This window comes from Exiguobacterium sp. KRL4, from assembly GCF_001870785.1.
GTDB lineage: Bacteria > Bacillota > Bacilli > Exiguobacteriales > Exiguobacteriaceae > Exiguobacterium_A.
On the sequence record NZ_MOLV01000032.1, the window covers coordinates 40,819 to 56,421 of the forward strand.

A 15,603-nucleotide genomic window follows, 5' to 3' on the forward strand; every position below is an offset into this window, starting at 1 on the left:
GAGGATATGTCATGCTAGAGTTTCCAAGAATCCGACAAGAATTAACCTTAGAAAATGAATATATGACACTTACGCCATTATTGCTTCATGGAGCTGAAAAAGCAGAAGGCCGAGCGATGAAAGCGGAATGGCGCATCCCTTCTCTGAAAGGAGAGTTACGTTATTGGTACCGTGCATTACATGCACCGACGTTTAAAAGAACAACGGAATTGGCTGCTGCAGAAGGAAAGTTGCTCGGAACGGCAGGGGGAGGAGATAACGATGCTCAAAAGTCGAGTGTCGTCCTATCAGACGGACTCAAAAAATTACGGCCGGAAGATGGGAAAAAGGGACCCTATATCGAGTTGTACCCGCCGAAACAGCAAGCTTCCTTTGGATTTGAACCTAAAAAAGTGTTCTCAGTTCAATTTGGTTACCAAGATGACGAAACACGTTTCCTGTTCGAACCTCTACTAAGATGGTTTGAATTGGTCGGAGCACTTGGACAACGTTCACGTCGGGGAAATGGTGCTTTTCAAGCAGCGACAGATACTTTTGAAAGTGTAGACGAGTACTTAGGACAGATTGAGACAGTACTTCAAAAAATCGGAATCCGTTATGAGCGGAACGGACAAATGATACAAACTAAGGAACAAGGGCTATTACAACACAGTGTACCGACCTGGAGACAAACGACAGTAGGACGTCTCTTTAAATCGGAAGTTGAGGCACGGAAGTTCATCATTGAAAATGCCTATCAGGGATATATGTACGATGGGAAAAAAGAGGTAAGTGGTGGAATTCGTCCACGCTTTGCGTCACCTTATCACTTTACGGTCCGGCGTATCGGTCAGCAGTTTGCTGTCATTTTAACGGAAGTCTCATATACGCTAAGTAAAGATACACGGACATTTGACGCGGCCAAAAAGGATGTCTATCGCTTTTTAGAAGGAGGAAAATCATGAGTACGACATCGTACATATTCGTGTGTTCGGTCGGACCGGTTCAATCGTTCATTGCATCTGCACGAAAGACACTTGATTTATGGAGTGGGAGTTATATTTTATCGGACTTAATTCGCATTGCACTCGAGGAATCGGAGCAGGCCGGTGCAAAACTGATCCAACCGATGTCGATTCCAAAGCGGACGAAAGTTGCCTCATTACCCAATCGCTTTTTAGTCCAAATCGATGGTCAAGTAAGTGACGTAGTGGCATTTGGTCAGCGGATCGAAGAAACCATTCGTACCTACTGGTCGAGTCAAGTATTAGCAGGCGTTGAATTGGCGTTTGATGAAAAAACAGGTCATGTAAAATCGCAGGCAATCGAACAGGCAGAGGACGCCCTTGAAATTTATTGGGCCTACGAACGGTTAACCGATTACCCGACGACACGTATTCGGTTGGAGCAAATGCTTGCGTCCACTAAGCTATCCAAACAGTTCATGACACAGGTTCAGACGAATCTGACATGTTCCGTTTGTCATGAACGAGATGCACTGTCAGATCGTCCGACACAGCCGGATGACAGTTACGCAGAACTGAAGGAAAATACACATGCGCTCTGGACACGGTTAAAAGGAAACGACGGTCACACGATGGTTCGAGAAAGTGAACATTTATGTTCCATTTGTCTTTTAAAGCGATTGTATCCTCGTCTTCATCGATCCATTGGAATCGAATCTTTTGAATCAACACGCGGATTTACAGAGGGGCAAGATGGTTATTTTGCAATCGTAATGGCCGATGGGGATGATATGGGGAAATGGATTGCCGGTCGTGACACTGCTCTATCCTCTCACGAACCCGGAACGTTGCAATATCATCAAGAGTTAAGCCGCCGGTTAACACAATTCGCTGAAGTCGAGGTACCTGACATCACAGAGCAGTTCAATGACTCGGAGGGGCGCGTGCAATTGATTTATGCGGGGGGCGACGATGTTCTGGCTTTCGTGTCACTAGCAAAAGTATTTCCATTCTTGAGAATGGCACATGACCGATTCGGCAGTGAACATGGCTTACATGAATCAGCTACGATGTCAGCCGGAATCGCCATCGTTCATTCCAGTATGCCGCTTCAACATGCAATTCGTGTCGCACGAGAAATGGAACATCAAGCGAAACAGTTGGATGGAAAAGATGGTGTCGGAATTCAAATCGTCTCTAACAGCGGACAGGGAAGACGTTTTGTTGTCCCGTTTGATCAGCTGGAGCGTCTGGATCGAATCCGTGAATCGTTGATGACTGATGTTTCGACGACATTCATGTATCACTTTTTTGAAGCATTCCGTCGATTCGGACCAACAGATGCTGAAAAACCGTTCTTGAACACACCGGCTCTGATTCGTTCTGAAATTAAGCGCCTTGTCTTGCGTGCGAGTTCCGGCAAAGCATCTGCTGATCGTTTGGAGCAATTAGTAGACGATTTGCACAGTCTGTACCTCTTACCGGATGTTCGGACATTATTAGAATATTTCCACTTGCTTGAAGCTCAGCGCTTCCTGGCCAAACGATTAAACAAGGAGGTCGTCCGATGACTTGGTTGACATGGGAGACGTACGATAGTTTCTTTTTCCGAGGAAACAATAATTTTGATGCTTCTAGTCAGTTTGAAGCGGAAGCTGTTTTTCCGCCGAGACCGGGCACATTTTACGGAGCGATTCGCACCGCGGTCATGGAGCAGGAGGATGCCCTCGAGGCTTTTCTTCAAGAAACGGATGAGTCATTAAAACAACGAATCGGAAGTCCGACGACACACGGGTCTTTCCGAATTCGGGCTGTCCTTCTGGAACATGAAGAGACTTTGTATGTACCGGTTCCGCTCGATGTTCAAGTCATTCGAACGGATGCTGGTTACCGTGGATATCCTTTGACATTGCATACGGTCGAACCGGAAAGTGGTCAATCGGATGGGAGTGCCTATCGTTTACTGGCATCACATGCCGTCAAATCACAAAGTGCTCAAGGAAAATGGATGCCTTTTGAACAATTGATTAAAGGGGACTATTCACAAATCGTTGATTTGACCTTTTTCGTCTCAAAAGAAGAAAAAACAGGGATTGCGATAGATGAAGAGTCCCACACAGTCAGGGAAGGTTTTTTGTACCAGGCGGTTCGCAGCCGCTTACGTCCAACAGTCCGGATTGTCACACTGTGTGATGGATTGGAGACCTATCCGACGACAGTTCGCCTCGGTAACGTAGGGACTGTCTGGTACGGTAAAGAACGACAAATTTCTGCGTTTTCCAAACAAAAAGAACAAATCCGGCAACATCTGAACGGACAGAAGCAGGCCCGGATCTATGCCTTGATGCCGGGTTTAGGTACAACGGATGAGTATTTGATTGAGGCGAGTGGTCGAGGCGAATTGATCGGGGGATGGGACATGGTAAAACGTCGTCCTAAACCACGTGCTCAAATTCGACCGGCCGGAACGACCCGCTGGATCACATTACAGGATACAGAAGCACAACTTGAACAATTTTGGTTTACACATCACTCAGAGACAGATGAAGTTGGCTATGGTTTGACTTGCTTATTACCGATTACCCCAATTGAGAAAGGAAGTTTTGAACAATGAAACGACAATTATATGTAGTTCGTGCCCTCAGCGCATTACACCCAGGAAGTGGATCGGAGATTGGTATCGTAGATTTACCGATTCAGCGTGAAAAACATACAGGGTTCCCTAAAATCGATGCCTCGTCTTTTAAAGGAGCGATGCGTGCTGCTGTCCGCGAGACCGTACAAGATGATGCAGTCGTTCAAAACATCTTCGGGAGTGATGTAACGGGAGTCGATCAGCCGACCCAAGCCGGTGCGATTTCATTAAGTGATTGCCGTTTGCTGGCACTTCCGGTCAAGTCATTGAACAATATCTTTGTTTATGTCACCTGCCCATTCGTGTTAAACCGTCTGCAAGGAGAATTGATGTATACGGCCGGAGATCAATCGTGGATCGGGAGCTATCAGGTGGGAACGGTCTCTTCAGCTGATATGTTGGCAATCAATGACGGGTTAGTCTTGGATGAATATGTGTTGGATGGTTTCGTCCCAGATGAAGCAACACATGTCATCGCAACATCACTGGAGCAGCAGCTTGGTCTGCAATCAGGATTCATGAGCGATCGTTTTGCAATCATCAGTGATGAGCAATTTGGACAACTGTGTCGTTTAGGAATGGAAGTCAATGCGCGGATTCGGATCAATCCGGAATCTGGGACGGTAGCAGAAGGTGCACTTTTCTATGAAGAGAATATCCCGGCGGAAACGCTCTTTTACAGTTTTATTGGCGCGACGAAAACAAAACGGTTTGCGACGAAAGTCGAGAATGGCTACCAGTTTAAAGAATGGACGGCAGAAGAAGTCATGGAACAGTTGGAAGATCCACTTGTCTTGCCGCCGGTCTTCCAAATTGGAGGCGGAGCAACGATCGGTCATGGATTGATTCAGCTTCAACCCGTTCGTGAGGGGGTCACGTCATGAACACACTGCATTCAATTGATCAGTTGAGAGCCGGTTTTTCTTACGATGCGATTCAAATTGCAAAAGAAAGCAGTGCGAAACAATCTGAAGTGAAGAGTTACATCAAAAAAATGCCTTTACTGATTAAGACTAACGGCTTGGCTCAAACATTAGCTTTTTATCGTGCTAAAGGAACCGGTTCAAAAAGTTATCAAATCGTCTATGAGATGTTATCGACCTGGTTCCGGGCTGAGACACCTTTTAAGATGATGACGACAGAGGACGGTTTTTTAGAACAAGTCATTCGTTTGGATACACGCCAGTATATGCTGTTGACGGATGAAACAATTCTTTTGTTAAACTGGCTGCGTCGTTTTGCTGACATCGAGCTGAAGAAAGAAGGGTGATCCCGTGGCGAAGAAAAAGAAAAAAAACGTACAATCGAAGCCAAGCCCACGTTATAAGAAGAACAAGGAACTTCCCGGTATAGTTTCTTCGAAAAAAACGGTGGAATCATCAATAGAACAAACGACACAAGAACTGGCTCCATCCATGTTAGAACAAAAAAAATTAAAAGAGACCGTCATCTTGACGGAACAGAATCCTCCACGTCGTCTTTCTAAGTTGTTATCAGATGAAGGACAAAAGAAAGATGTGCGTCTTCGTTCACTGTTGTCGGATACAACAGCGCTCGGTCAAGGTGAATACCATGAACAGACGTTATTGATGTATCGCGAGACTGTTACGCCGGCGCAAACGCACCATCTTAGTTACCGGATGGATTACTTCCAAGGAGCCAAAATCCGGACAATGGATAAATCCTTGAGAGAACCGGCAGTGACGCTCGGGACATACAAAACGACGGATAAGATGAAAAAACTGATGGATGCACAACATCAACAACGACTCGAACAGTTTGCGGCAGCTTCGATGCAGTTAATTGTGTTCGATGTCAAAATCAGTGGCAATGGTCTGCTGACCCGGGTAGGTCATGTCACTGAGAACGGTTTGAAAATTCATCCGACGTACGGTGTACCGATGATACCTGGCAGTTCCATCAAAGGTGCCATCCGTTCGTGGGCATCGCGGAACCTCGAAGGGGGAACGAGCTTCGTTGAACTGTTGTTCGGAACAGGGAGTGACGGAGAGGAAGCGAACCGGGGAATCGTTGAATTTGATGATCTATTGTTTGCGGACGCAGCGATTCAACCTGATATTTTGACACCACATTATCAGAAATATACGAGCAGTGGTGGAGATGGGGAGCCAACCGATTCCGGTTCTCCGATCCCGGTACCGTTTTATCGTGTCAAAGCAGACCGTCCCGCAAAATTAGTCGTTCGTTTTTCACGCCGCTTTAAGTCACGGCTGGCCAAAGTCGGATACGACCCCGAACTGTTTTTACTGTACTTCCCCGATGTTTTGAAAGGGGCATTGACGCACGGTCTAGGTGCGAAAACAGCTGTCGGATACGGCAGTTTTACGGTGGAAGCCAATCGGACACAGGATTATTACGATATCCGAGAACGGCGGATCGGACAGGCGGAAGAAGTCGCCCGTCAAAAGGAAATCGAACGCCTGACACCGGAAGAACGTTATCTGGTCGAACAACAGGTCGCGCTCGACGAACTCACGACAATTATCCAGGACGGAAAACAACAGGACTTGGACCGGGTCAAAGCGCAAACTTATTTGGATGAGTTGATTGAAAAGCGCTATACACTGGTTGTACAAAAATGGTTAGAAGGATTTGATACGAAGCAGGCAACGAAGAAGTTGAAAGAACGTATCAAATACGCCAAAGAACATCTGGCACAACTTTCATGATCGAACAGGTGCGGTATGAAGCATATACGGCGATAGTGACGGTCGGCATCTCATTTTTTCAAAAACAAAATCAGTTTGGGGAAGTCGACCGGACACCTGAAGCGATTCAACGGGCAGTTCGGCAGAGCAGTCTCGAAGAGGGACGGATCAGTGCAGAAGTTTCAATGATTGAGGGATGGCGTAAACAGCAGCGTTTGGCAAAACAGGCAGATATTTTATTGTTGTATTCGGATACAGCAATCGGCACCTTGGCGGCGGTTGGTGTAAAAGAAAGTTTAGAGCGGTTGTATGGCTATCGTGTCACTCAAAAGAAGGTGGATGGTCTTGATATGTCGACACCTGAACAAGCTGTACGCGGGATGCAACAGTATCTGGTGGATTTGGCCGGGATATTGGAAGTCCATGATCCGGCAACGACCTTATTCGCGCCAATCGGAGGATACAAATCTGTTTTTTCATTAGCGTATCCGATTGCATCGTTGTACGGATTTGAGGCATGGTACCGATTCGAGCAGTCCGGTGCTCCTGTTCCGTTGCCGCTGTTACCGATTCGCTTCGATGAAGAAGCACTACAGCAACCGGAAACAATCCGGATGCTGCGTGCGCTTTACCGGCACGCCGGTTTTCACTTGACAGAACCCTTTGTACTGGACGAGTTATCGCTAAGGTTACGTGAGTGGGTGGAAGCCCACCCCGTCTATTTTTATCAATATGAGGGATTAGTCGGATTTTCGCCGATCTTAATTCTCCAGTTACGCACGATGCCAACTTTATACGCACCACGTGTCTTCATTCCGAAAAAAATGGAGCATGAACAACGCACGATGTCGGGCATCTTGGATGATTTCAAGACGTATCAAGGAAGTCATCGGCAACAGCCAACAGGATTTACGAACCGGCTATTCCATCATGAAATGGACTGGACGGATCGTTCACTCAACGGAAGTATGTTCTCGTTGTACCGGATGAACGGTGCACCACAACATCGTGCCATTTATCGGTGGATGGAGTATGAAGGAGAAGAAGTGCTTGTCTTTAAAAGTGTGTGGTTTAATTACAAGACGTACGAACGAGAAAGAAAGCAGTTGGAACGTCTGATGCAGGAAGATTTGATTGACTGGCATCAACTAGTAGAAGTTCAACTGTGGTGAAAGGAACATGAAACGGTGCGTATTCTCATTACATTAGAAGCAACGACAGCCTGGTTACCTGTGAATTATCAGTCTATGTGTCGAAGTATGATCTATAAGACAATCGGAAACGACTTTCCGGAGTTGCATGACGACTACCGCTCCTATTTTACGTTTAATCGGCTCAACGGACAGTCAGAATATGACGCACGTTCAAAACGATTATTGTTCAAAGGGGAATTGACCTGGACAGTGAGTTTTCTCGAGGATCGTCATGCGGAAGTTTTTGTCAATCGTCTTGTCGAACACGGGGAGTTCCAGATCGGAACAGAACGCTTTTTGTTAAAAGCAATTCACCAAGTAACGGCTGAGGAAATGAAGCAGACACCACGTATCCGGTTACTTGCACCGGCAGTTTCCCAAGTCATGATCGGTAAAAAAACACATTATTTCACTCCGGATGACCCGGCATTTTTGACACAACTTGAGGAAAATGCCAAACATAAATACGCGACGTATTTTGGGAAACCGTATGATGGTGAACTCCGGATTACGTTGCGTCCCGGTCGGACCCGGAAAAATGTGACGCGTGATCAAGGGACACTGGTGACAGGCTGGACCGTTCCTTTATCACTGGAGGCTTCCCGTGAAATGGCTAAGTTTCTCTACCGGATTGGTTTAGGCGCACGTAATGCGAGTGGTCACGGCATGTTTGAATTTCAGTAAAGAAAGAGGGTGTGACAGATGCATTTATGCGTCTGTTCCACCCTCTGTTTTTATATAACGGGCCAGCATCGCACGTGTTGATTCCTCCATATGATCGGCCAGGTGAGAAGGCGAGAGGACCGTAATTCGGTCACCCAGTGTTCGTAAAAAACGACGGAAAGTAGGTTCATAGGCTGTCTCATAATACATTGTCACAAGGAGTCCGGAACGATCTCGTACAATCTTTTTAGGATAAAGGCTTAACTTCATCAAAATCCGTTCTTCATCGGCTGCATCATGAGGATGAAGCTGCAATGTTGCAGTTCGATAATGGAATGAATCGATTGAACGATTTGCGTCAAAGTAACGTTCTATTGTGTCGAACCGAGTCACTGGACCAAGCAGATGAACGGATTGGATTTCAGTCGTCCGGATCAGACGGATGGTCTGTTTGACTGCAGTCAATAAGAAAAGGTGATCAGTCGTCCGGTCGTATCGCCATCCAAACGGTGTCACCTGAAGGCGGGAATCGTCATGGAGGAAAGTGCACTGTAGTTGTCGCATCTGTAAGACAGCTTGACTGATGATCGTAAAAATTGCTGGATTCTGAAAATAGCGGGCGAGTAGTCGTTGTAAATCAGTTTGCCATGTCTCGGGGGAAAGGGCTTGCCGCATGGTCCCGGTCAATGGTGGTACCATCTGAAATTGTCGTAACACATATTCCCAAAGCTCCAGATCATGCAACGGTTCGTCTCGTTTCATCTTTCCACCTCCGTGTATCGAATCTGCATCGTTTGTAACTGTTCCACCATACGTTGTCGAAGGGGCAGGGGCTGAAGAATTTCCACTAAAGAACCGAATGATTTAATCCAAGGAAGTGTAGCGAATGAATCACAAATTGAACAGGAGAATCGCCAACCGGAACCGACATCCTCGATCCGTTTGATTAGATGACTCGTTTCCCGTTCAAGACGTGTGCGAAGCTTGGCACGATGTGAAGGGGAAACCGTCTCAAGATGAAACTGAAGGATCAGGACCTCCGGACGGGCCGTCGTCGGAATTCGGAAAGCTTGCGCGAAAGGATGAAGTTCACGTTCGGTATCTGTTTGTTCGATTGCAGACAGACGGTCGATTCGAAAAGACCATAACCGTTCACCTGTAAAACCGATTACGTTTTTCCGACCATCTTCAAAATCGTGAAAGACATAGGCCGGTGAAAATAGAACGGCTGGTTGATGTCCGATTTGAACGTGAATCATCCGGTTATTTTCAATGGCGTCGTGAATTTCGAAAATTAGCTCTTCATATAAGAGACCATGCGGTGTGGTGACTTGTTCAAAATGGACCGGCTCGATTGTTTCAAGGGTTTCAAGCGCAGAAAGTGCGAGATAGGCCGGTACCGTTTCAGTGGTCGTTGCCGTAATCAGATGCAGGAAAAAAGACAGTTCATACATTTTCTGATCAGATAAGTCTTCAAAAAATGGCGAAATAAGTCGGAAAAACGTTCCTTGCCGTTCAACGACACCATACTCGATCAAAAAGGCAAGTGCCCGTTCGATTACTCCGCGTGTCAGCAGTTGCTCACCGTCCCCATACACAGCTTCGTAGTCGTCGAGCAGGCGGTGAACAGGATAAGCTTCATCCGGTAAGGACTTCAGTACAAGAAAAAGTTGACCCGCCTGTTGCACTCGTTTTCCGAAACCGCCGTCCTGACTTGTCCGTTGCAGTGATTTAGCATGCTGAAAATAAGACAAGGCATCGGGCAAACCGTGTCGGCGTGGAAAAAGCGACCGATATATCTTGCGTCCGTCCTGCCACTCTTGCAGATGCAAAGAGCGTGAAGCGTATCGTTTTTGAATCATCCGGTTCCAGAGATGTTCGAATTGTTTGCGGCTCAAGGACAGCTTTTCCTCAGCCAACCGTGCATTCAAGCCACCCTGAATAAATAAATGTGCCAGTAAGTCACGTTCTGAAAAAGAATTTTTCATATGTAATCCCTCCTCTACCCTTTCTTTTTTTCCAGTATACCCCCTAACTTTTGTGAATGGCATCCGGTTCTACGATTGTATAGTAATCCTATCACGAGGAACCATCAGAAAGGATGACCTGTATGTTTCGATTTAAAACAGAACCTGTCACATCACCAGAGCCCCAAACACCAATGCCTTCAGTAGAATCAGTAGAGCGACGCAAATATTTGGTGAATGCCGAAGAAATGGAAATCATATTTAACGATGCTGCCGTCATGAAAGAAGCCGAGCAAGATAAATTGATTGACGGTCCGGTGTTGGATGAAATCGCCCGTAAAGTACAGCATATCTTCAAGCAGCATGCGACAAGTTATCATCCACTGCCCCGTCAAATTGAAGTCTCTTATATCCCAAATGAAGGGGACTTGCCAGAAGCGGATCGTTTTCCGACGACTTACGGCAAAATTACGCTCGACCAAGTGCAATTGAAAATGGAAGCCCGACAGACGTTGGAACATGCGTTACGCATCCACCGCGAATGGGAACAACGTCTGACGGATTGGGGGGTGACAGAAGCATTTTCTGAAAAACGAGCGACGATTCTTAATTTTTATGGACCGCCGGGAACAGGGAAATCAATGATTGCGGAAGGAATTGCGACATACATTGGGCGTCCACTGATCCGTGTCGATTATGCAGAAATTGAATCGAAATTTGTCGGAGATACACCCAAGAATATCCGTCAGTTGTTTGCACAGGCCGCTTTACGGGATGCAATTCTGATCTTTGATGAAGCAGACTCCTTACTAGGAAAACGGTTGACCAGTGTCCAGCAATCATCGGATCACGGTGTCAATTTGACACGAAGTGTTTTGCTGACCGAACTTGAACATCATCCTGGATTAGTGATTTTTACGACGAATTTGATGTCTAATTATGACGAAGCATTCCGACGACGGATTTTAGCGAGTATCGAGATGCCGCTTCCAGATGAGGCGATACGCGTCCAGATTTGGAAAAGCTTATTGTCGGAACGACTGCCGCTTGCAGCAGATGTCACTGTAGAATGGCTGGCAGAGCGTGAAGGAATGACGGGAGCGGATATGCGTGATGTTTTGTTGTTTGCGGCGGCTGCTGTTTTAAACGATCAGGAGCCACAACTGACACGGTCTGGATTCTCACGGGCCATGGAGCAAATTCAGCAACGAAAAGGTGCCGGTTCAGAAACAATCATTCGGGCAGAAAGAAAGGAGCGTGACCGTTCATGTTGATGTGGTGGATACTGGCTGGAATTGCAGGAGCGCTGATCAGCTCGACCTTGTTGTATTTTTGGGATGACATCCGAAAGTGGTTGAACACGTATGCCGCAGATCTGGTCGGACGGTACCTGGGGTATGATGCCCGAAACGGGATGCTGCGAGCAGTCGTCAAAATTGACCGGTTCATGAATCAAATCCGAAAACGGACGACGTTTGTCACGGAATCTGATCAATATATTGATGAAGTCGAGATTGAGACGATGCTTGCACCGTATGAAATTAGTCCCAGTGTTTTAGAAGAACTCGCACAGTCGAGTGTCATCAAACAAGAATATGATTACCGGGAGGGATGAACGGTGCTGACCTTACTCATCTTAGGAGGGCTATTCTATACATTTTTTAATCTGACAGGTGGCGGGAGCACGTCCTCCCCTCCCCGTCGTCAACCTGAAACAAAAATCATTTCGCATACGCGCCTGAAGAAAGGAGACGACCAATGATTCTTTTGACGTGTTTCTTGATTTTCTTGGCGGTCATCGTTGTGGCAATGGTTGGTTCTGCGGAAACTTCAACGAAACGTTTGTCCTCCCCGCCTTCCGCGAAAGTCCAAATTAAAAGGGCGACGAAAGACAGTGCGGAAGGACTGGCAAGGCAGGCGGAAATGGCTTTACGGCGGAGCGAATTGGACAGAGGACTGGCTTTGCTACGAGAAGCGGCAGAGTGTGCGGAAACTAAACACGAACGTGTGCATTATCTTTATCAATATTACTGTGTCCTGAGTGTCGTACAGCCTGAACGGGCGCGGATTTGTTGGGAGGAGCATGGAGAATCCTTTCAGCAAATGTTAGGAAAACGAGGGAGTGATACATGAAATGGACAAAACGTAAGCGGAAATCTGAAATACAACGGTATTTGGAGACATATGAAGGACCGACCATCTTGACGGAACGTGGGCGTGAACGGGCACGTGTACGCCATGAAGCTCTTTTCTACAGCACTGCAAGTGTAGTCAGTGGATCGGTTCATTTACTGGATGCCGTTTTGGGGTCTGGTAATCAACAGGCTGTCCTTGAAACGCTAAGTGCACGTTTTCCGAAAGAATTCACGAACATGGATGCAGAGCATTGGGGAGAAAAGTTAGTCGCGATGGAGCAACATCCTGAAGTGTTGTCAGGTTACGTCAACGGCATATCCGGTTATCAGGCCGAATTGTTCGCCAAACAGTTCTTGGAAGACTCCGGGTATGAAGTGGCGATGGCTCCGACCGTCAATTATCCGAACAGTGATCTCTTCATCACGACGGAAGACGGTATGCTGCCTGTTCAGGTCAAAACGCTGGCGGACCCGGCACAGCTACATCAGGCAATTACAGATAATCAAGGAATCGTCGAACATTATGTCATCAATGATGAACTGTATCAGCAATTAGAAGCAAGTGGTCGCTTGGAGACATATGAAAACCAGGGGTTAACGATTTGGAACGGCGGCTACGAAAACGAGGTGTTACGTGCGGACGCTGTTGAAGCGTTAGTCGCGCCGAATACGCTAGCGGATCAGGCAGACCAATTTGAATCAGGTGCCCTGGAAACAGTACCAATCATCAGTCTGGCACTGGCTCTTTATCGAAGCAGTCAAGCACTGGGACAATTTCGCCGGGCGGATTTAAACGGATATGAAGTGACGGGACAGATCGGAGGGGAACTGTCCGGAATCGGAATTCGGGGGTTAACGGCAGGGACAGCAGGATTTGTCGGCATGACATTGCTGGGTCCGGTTGGACTGATTGGTGGTGTCTATCTTGGCGGGCGGACCGGTGCGAAGTGGACGGGGAATTGGAAACGGCGGCTTTCTTTCGGTGAGATCATGTTTGTGCAGGAACGGTCGGGTCAGGAAATCGGGAGCGACTGGTTTTTAGATTGGGTAATGGACGTACTTTTTGAGAAACGGCGTATTCACAAGCAGGGGGCTCTGCTCAAGCATCAAGCCGTCAACGGTGACATGGGAAAACATCTGAAACAATATATGTTGGCAGAATACGAACGGTATGAGCAAAGAGACAACTCCATGCGTCGCCGGTTTCAAGCCTTGCTTACCGAGACCTTGACCGTGCAGGAAAGTCAATCGCCGATTCGTCTGGCCGGAGAACTGTTGCTTCAGTTGTACCCGCTTACCCGGGCATATGCACCTGAATCCTGGTCGGGTTATTATCGCCAGCATGTTGCACTGCGCGTAAAAACACCACATTATCCGGATCAGCTTCCGATTCCCGCCTTTGCATTCGTCGAACAACTGGCAGATGTCGTACTGGGAGAAGAGGGATTTGCATGAACGAAATCTATTATTTGATGGAGCATGGTACGTTGCGGAAAAAGGACGGCACGATCCAATTTGATGATGGACGACAAGCGCGGCTGTTACCAGTGGAGCGGGTGAAGGAATTGCACGTGTTCGGGGAGATCGATGTCTCCAAAAAATGTCTCGAGTTACTGGGACGAAAGGGGATCATCGTCCATTGGTACAGCTTTTACGGAAGATACGTCGGCAGTTATCATCCGAGTGAACGCAGTTCGTCAGGGACGATGACGTTGTTACAAAGTCGATTTTATGAAGATATGGCATTACGGACGACGATCAGTCATGCCATTATCGAAGCATCGTATAAGCAGATGATCCGTTTATTAAAGGAACATGCGCATCGATTGCATCCGCGTCGTTTACTTGAGTTTGAGCGGGCATTTCAATTGGAGAAGGGGACACCGCCGGAACTCTTTTTACAGGAAGCCGCATTGCGTCAGCGGTATTATCGTTTACTGGACGATTTGTTTCGTGTGACACCGCTCCGGTTTGAGAAACGGACGCGGCGACCGCCTGGAAATGAGGTGAACGCTTTAATGAGTTTTGCGAATACGATGCTGTATCAGCTGGTCTTAAGTGAACTGATGACATCAAAGCTTGATCCGGGAATCGGTTTTTTACATGCGACGAACGACCGGCAATATTCCCTTCAGCTGGATTTAGCAGAGTTGTTTAAGCCTTACCTCGTAGATGGTTTTATCTTTAAATTGATTCAGCAAAAGACTCTTCAAAAAGAAGACTTTGAATGGCACGAGTCAGCCTGTTATTTAAATCCGCTCGGACGGAAAAAGTTTTTGCATCTCTGGCGGGAACAATTCAAGCAAACCGTCTATCACAATCAGCTGAAACGGTATGTGCCGTACCGGGAATTGATTCGTCTTGAGATTTATGCCTTGCAACAACATTTCAATGGGAAGGCGTATCAGCCATTAACGGGATTTGAGTGGCCATGAAAGTCATTGCCGTATACGACGTCGAAGCCAGACGGGGAAGGGATGTCCGGAAAATCTGTACCCGTTATCTGAATCCCGTCCAACGGTCTGTCTTTGAAGGCGAGTTGACGGAACAGCAGTATGCCCGGTTGCGGACAGAACTTGGAAGGCACATTCGGGAAGAGGATCAACTTGTATTTTATATCGTACGAAATCCCAAACGAGTACGTCGGGAGTATCTCGGTATTCCCGTCGTCGACTTGTGGTGGTAAAGGAGGTGAAGGAATCATGATGTTGTTACTGGGACTTGAAATGATTGTTTTTGTGGCGTTGTTACTTGTAAACATCGTTGTTTCGATTTTCTTTCCGCCGTTCGCGATCACATTCATTGCGTTCGCGGCGTGGTATTCCTCATGGAATCACCGGAAAGACAAATGGACATGATTACCATTTCAAAAACAGAGTGTCGATATAGTTGATATGTGAAATAAGTTTGTGTGAAAAGTGTTTCGTATGTGAAAATAAGGAAGTTTTTCTTGTGAATACAGGAAAATCTTCTTTTTTATTTCATGATTTTGTAGGATAATATGAAAGAAGAGCAGAACTTCGCTCTTTCCGATCTTACCTATATGGAATTAAAACTTCTCATCGTCTGTATAGTTAAAACGTTCAACGATGACCCTTTCCGATCTTACCTATATGGAATTAAAACTAGCAGAAATCATGTCTTTGAAAATGTCTTGTTCCCCCTACTTTCCGATCTTACCTATATGGAATTAAAACTATACACCTACCCCTTAGTAGTACAAGTCCTCTACTAGGCTTTCCGATCTTACCTATATGGAATTAAAACTCACCTGACATAGATGTGATGTCTTACCTAGCATGCGTCTTTCCGATCTTACCTATATGGAATTAAAACTTTATCAAGATTCAAGACACCATTCAACAATACTTGCTTGATCTTTCCGATCTTACCTATA

At 46.6% G+C, this 15,603-nt stretch carries 17 protein-coding genes and 1 CRISPR repeat array; of the genes, 15 read left to right on the forward strand and 2 right to left on the reverse strand.

The annotated features are described in order from the left end of the window. The first annotated feature begins 11 nt into the window (after positions 1-11). The 8 genes from BLD48_RS14635 to cas6 all read left to right on the forward strand — a co-directional run bounded on the left by BLD48_RS14635 (position 12) and on the right by cas6 (position 8,125). Positions 12-944, forward strand: coding sequence for an RAMP superfamily CRISPR-associated protein (locus BLD48_RS14635; protein ID WP_071500865.1), 933 nt, complete (start codon positions 12-14; stop codon positions 942-944). Next, the gene (gene cas10, locus BLD48_RS14640; protein ID WP_071500866.1) at positions 941-2,515 is read left to right on the forward strand and encodes a type III-B CRISPR-associated protein Cas10/Cmr2; all 1,575 of its coding nucleotides are present in this window, start codon (positions 941-943) and stop codon (positions 2,513-2,515) included. Before BLD48_RS14635 ends, cas10 begins: the two co-directional genes overlap by 4 nt. Then, the gene (locus tag BLD48_RS14645) at positions 2,512-3,558 is read left to right on the forward strand and encodes a type III-B CRISPR module-associated Cmr3 family protein (protein WP_071500867.1); all 1,047 of its coding nucleotides are present in this window, start codon (positions 2,512-2,514) and stop codon (positions 3,556-3,558) included. The genes cas10 and BLD48_RS14645 overlap by 4 nt, the downstream gene beginning before the upstream one ends. Further along, the gene (gene cmr4 / locus BLD48_RS14650; protein ID WP_071500868.1) at positions 3,555-4,463 is read left to right on the forward strand and encodes a type III-B CRISPR module RAMP protein Cmr4; all 909 of its coding nucleotides are present in this window, start codon (positions 3,555-3,557) and stop codon (positions 4,461-4,463) included. The genes BLD48_RS14645 and cmr4 overlap by 4 nt, the downstream gene beginning before the upstream one ends. Further along, positions 4,460-4,849, forward strand: a complete 390-nt coding sequence (cmr5, locus tag BLD48_RS14655) for a type III-B CRISPR module-associated protein Cmr5 (RefSeq protein ID WP_071500869.1) — start codon at positions 4,460-4,462, stop codon at positions 4,847-4,849. The genes cmr4 and cmr5 overlap by 4 nt, the downstream gene beginning before the upstream one ends. A gap of 100 nt (positions 4,850-4,949) precedes the next feature. Continuing rightward, on the forward strand, positions 4,950-6,269 hold the full coding sequence (gene cmr6 / locus BLD48_RS14660) for a type III-B CRISPR module RAMP protein Cmr6 (RefSeq protein ID WP_161487727.1): 1,320 nt from the start codon (positions 4,950-4,952) through the stop codon (positions 6,267-6,269). After that, a complete protein-coding gene (locus BLD48_RS14665; protein ID WP_071500871.1) occupies positions 6,266-7,420 on the forward strand; it encodes a hypothetical protein in 1,155 nt (384 codons plus the stop codon). Before cmr6 ends, BLD48_RS14665 begins: the two co-directional genes overlap by 4 nt. Before the next feature lie 15 nt (positions 7,421-7,435). Beyond that, on the forward strand, positions 7,436-8,125 hold the full coding sequence (cas6, locus tag BLD48_RS14670; RefSeq protein WP_071500872.1) for a CRISPR-associated endoribonuclease Cas6: 690 nt from the start codon (positions 7,436-7,438) through the stop codon (positions 8,123-8,125). Positions 8,126-8,149: 24 nt separating this feature from the next. Here cas6 and BLD48_RS14675 read toward each other — a convergent pair whose 3' ends face one another. Together BLD48_RS14675 and BLD48_RS14680 are read right to left on the reverse strand one after the other, a co-directional pair. Beyond that, positions 8,150-8,866, reverse strand: coding sequence for a WYL domain-containing protein (locus BLD48_RS14675; protein ID WP_071500873.1), 717 nt, complete (start codon positions 8,864-8,866; stop codon positions 8,150-8,152). Next, on the reverse strand, positions 8,863-10,092 hold the full coding sequence (locus tag BLD48_RS14680) for a WYL domain-containing protein (protein ID WP_071500874.1): 1,230 nt from the start codon (positions 10,090-10,092) through the stop codon (positions 8,863-8,865). The genes BLD48_RS14675 and BLD48_RS14680 overlap by 4 nt, the downstream gene beginning before the upstream one ends. 122 nt (positions 10,093-10,214) lie before the next feature. Here BLD48_RS14680 and BLD48_RS14685 point away from each other — a divergent pair, with 122 nt between their 5' ends. The 7 genes from BLD48_RS14685 to BLD48_RS16345 all read left to right on the forward strand — a co-directional run bounded on the left by BLD48_RS14685 (position 10,215) and on the right by BLD48_RS16345 (position 15,064). Further along, entirely contained in the window at positions 10,215-11,345 is a 1,131-nt protein-coding gene (locus BLD48_RS14685; RefSeq protein ID WP_071500875.1) for an ATP-binding protein, read from the forward strand. Continuing rightward, positions 11,339-11,686 carry a hypothetical protein gene (locus tag BLD48_RS14690; protein WP_071500876.1) on the forward strand — a complete coding sequence of 116 codons (348 nt, stop codon included), beginning with the start codon at positions 11,339-11,341 and terminating at the stop codon, positions 11,684-11,686. Before BLD48_RS14685 ends, BLD48_RS14690 begins: the two co-directional genes overlap by 7 nt. Positions 11,687-11,829: 143 nt before the next feature. Then, positions 11,830-12,204 (forward strand): hypothetical protein, encoded by a 375-nt coding sequence (locus tag BLD48_RS14695; protein WP_071500877.1) that lies wholly within the window; start codon positions 11,830-11,832, stop codon positions 12,202-12,204. Beyond that, a complete protein-coding gene (locus BLD48_RS14700) occupies positions 12,201-13,661 on the forward strand; it encodes a hypothetical protein (RefSeq protein WP_071500878.1) in 1,461 nt (486 codons plus the stop codon). Before BLD48_RS14695 ends, BLD48_RS14700 begins: the two co-directional genes overlap by 4 nt. Further along, complete coding sequence (cas1b, locus tag BLD48_RS14705; RefSeq protein ID WP_071500879.1) at positions 13,658-14,641, forward strand: type I-B CRISPR-associated endonuclease Cas1b; 984 nt, start codon at positions 13,658-13,660, stop codon at positions 14,639-14,641. Before BLD48_RS14700 ends, cas1b begins: the two co-directional genes overlap by 4 nt. Beyond that, positions 14,638-14,892, forward strand: coding sequence for a CRISPR-associated endonuclease Cas2 (cas2, locus tag BLD48_RS14710; RefSeq protein ID WP_071500880.1), 255 nt, complete (start codon positions 14,638-14,640; stop codon positions 14,890-14,892). Before cas1b ends, cas2 begins: the two co-directional genes overlap by 4 nt. A gap of 16 nt (positions 14,893-14,908) precedes the next feature. Further along, on the forward strand, positions 14,909-15,064 hold the full coding sequence (locus BLD48_RS16345) for a hypothetical protein (RefSeq protein WP_161487728.1): 156 nt from the start codon (positions 14,909-14,911) through the stop codon (positions 15,062-15,064). 167 nt (positions 15,065-15,231) lie between these two features. Beyond that, a CRISPR array of direct repeats spans positions 15,232-15,543; the repeat unit is 32 nt; unit sequence CTTTCCGATCTTACCTATATGGAATTAAAACT. The last annotated feature ends 60 nt before the right edge of the window (positions 15,544-15,603 follow it).

Bases quoted from the DNA above. Each gene is read 5' to 3' on its own strand.
- BLD48_RS14635 (WP_071500865.1), top strand. From the start codon at position 12: ATGCTAGAGTTTCCAAGAATCCGACAAGAATTAACCTTAGAAAATGAA.
- cas1b (WP_071500879.1), top strand. From the start codon at position 13,658: ATGAACGAAATCTATTATTTGATGGAGCATGGTACGTTGCGGAAAAAG.
- BLD48_RS14665 (WP_071500871.1), top strand. From the start codon at position 6,266: ATGATCGAACAGGTGCGGTATGAAGCATATACGGCGATAGTGACGGTC.
- BLD48_RS14680 (WP_071500874.1), bottom strand. From the start codon at position 10,092: ATGAAAAATTCTTTTTCAGAACGTGACTTACTGGCACATTTATTTATT.
- cas2 (WP_071500880.1), top strand. From the start codon at position 14,638: ATGAAAGTCATTGCCGTATACGACGTCGAAGCCAGACGGGGAAGGGAT.
- BLD48_RS14690 (WP_071500876.1), top strand. From the start codon at position 11,339: ATGTTGATGTGGTGGATACTGGCTGGAATTGCAGGAGCGCTGATCAGC.
- cmr4 (WP_071500868.1), top strand. From the start codon at position 3,555: ATGAAACGACAATTATATGTAGTTCGTGCCCTCAGCGCATTACACCCA.
- cas10 (WP_071500866.1), top strand. From the start codon at position 941: ATGAGTACGACATCGTACATATTCGTGTGTTCGGTCGGACCGGTTCAA.
- BLD48_RS14695 (WP_071500877.1), top strand. From the start codon at position 11,830: ATGATTCTTTTGACGTGTTTCTTGATTTTCTTGGCGGTCATCGTTGTG.
- BLD48_RS14645 (WP_071500867.1), top strand. From the start codon at position 2,512: ATGACTTGGTTGACATGGGAGACGTACGATAGTTTCTTTTTCCGAGGA.
- BLD48_RS16345 (WP_161487728.1), top strand. From the start codon at position 14,909: ATGATGTTGTTACTGGGACTTGAAATGATTGTTTTTGTGGCGTTGTTA.
- BLD48_RS14700 (WP_071500878.1), top strand. From the start codon at position 12,201: ATGAAATGGACAAAACGTAAGCGGAAATCTGAAATACAACGGTATTTG.
- cmr5 (WP_071500869.1), top strand. From the start codon at position 4,460: ATGAACACACTGCATTCAATTGATCAGTTGAGAGCCGGTTTTTCTTAC.
- BLD48_RS14675 (WP_071500873.1), bottom strand. From the start codon at position 8,866: ATGAAACGAGACGAACCGTTGCATGATCTGGAGCTTTGGGAATATGTG.
- BLD48_RS14685 (WP_071500875.1), top strand. From the start codon at position 10,215: ATGTTTCGATTTAAAACAGAACCTGTCACATCACCAGAGCCCCAAACA.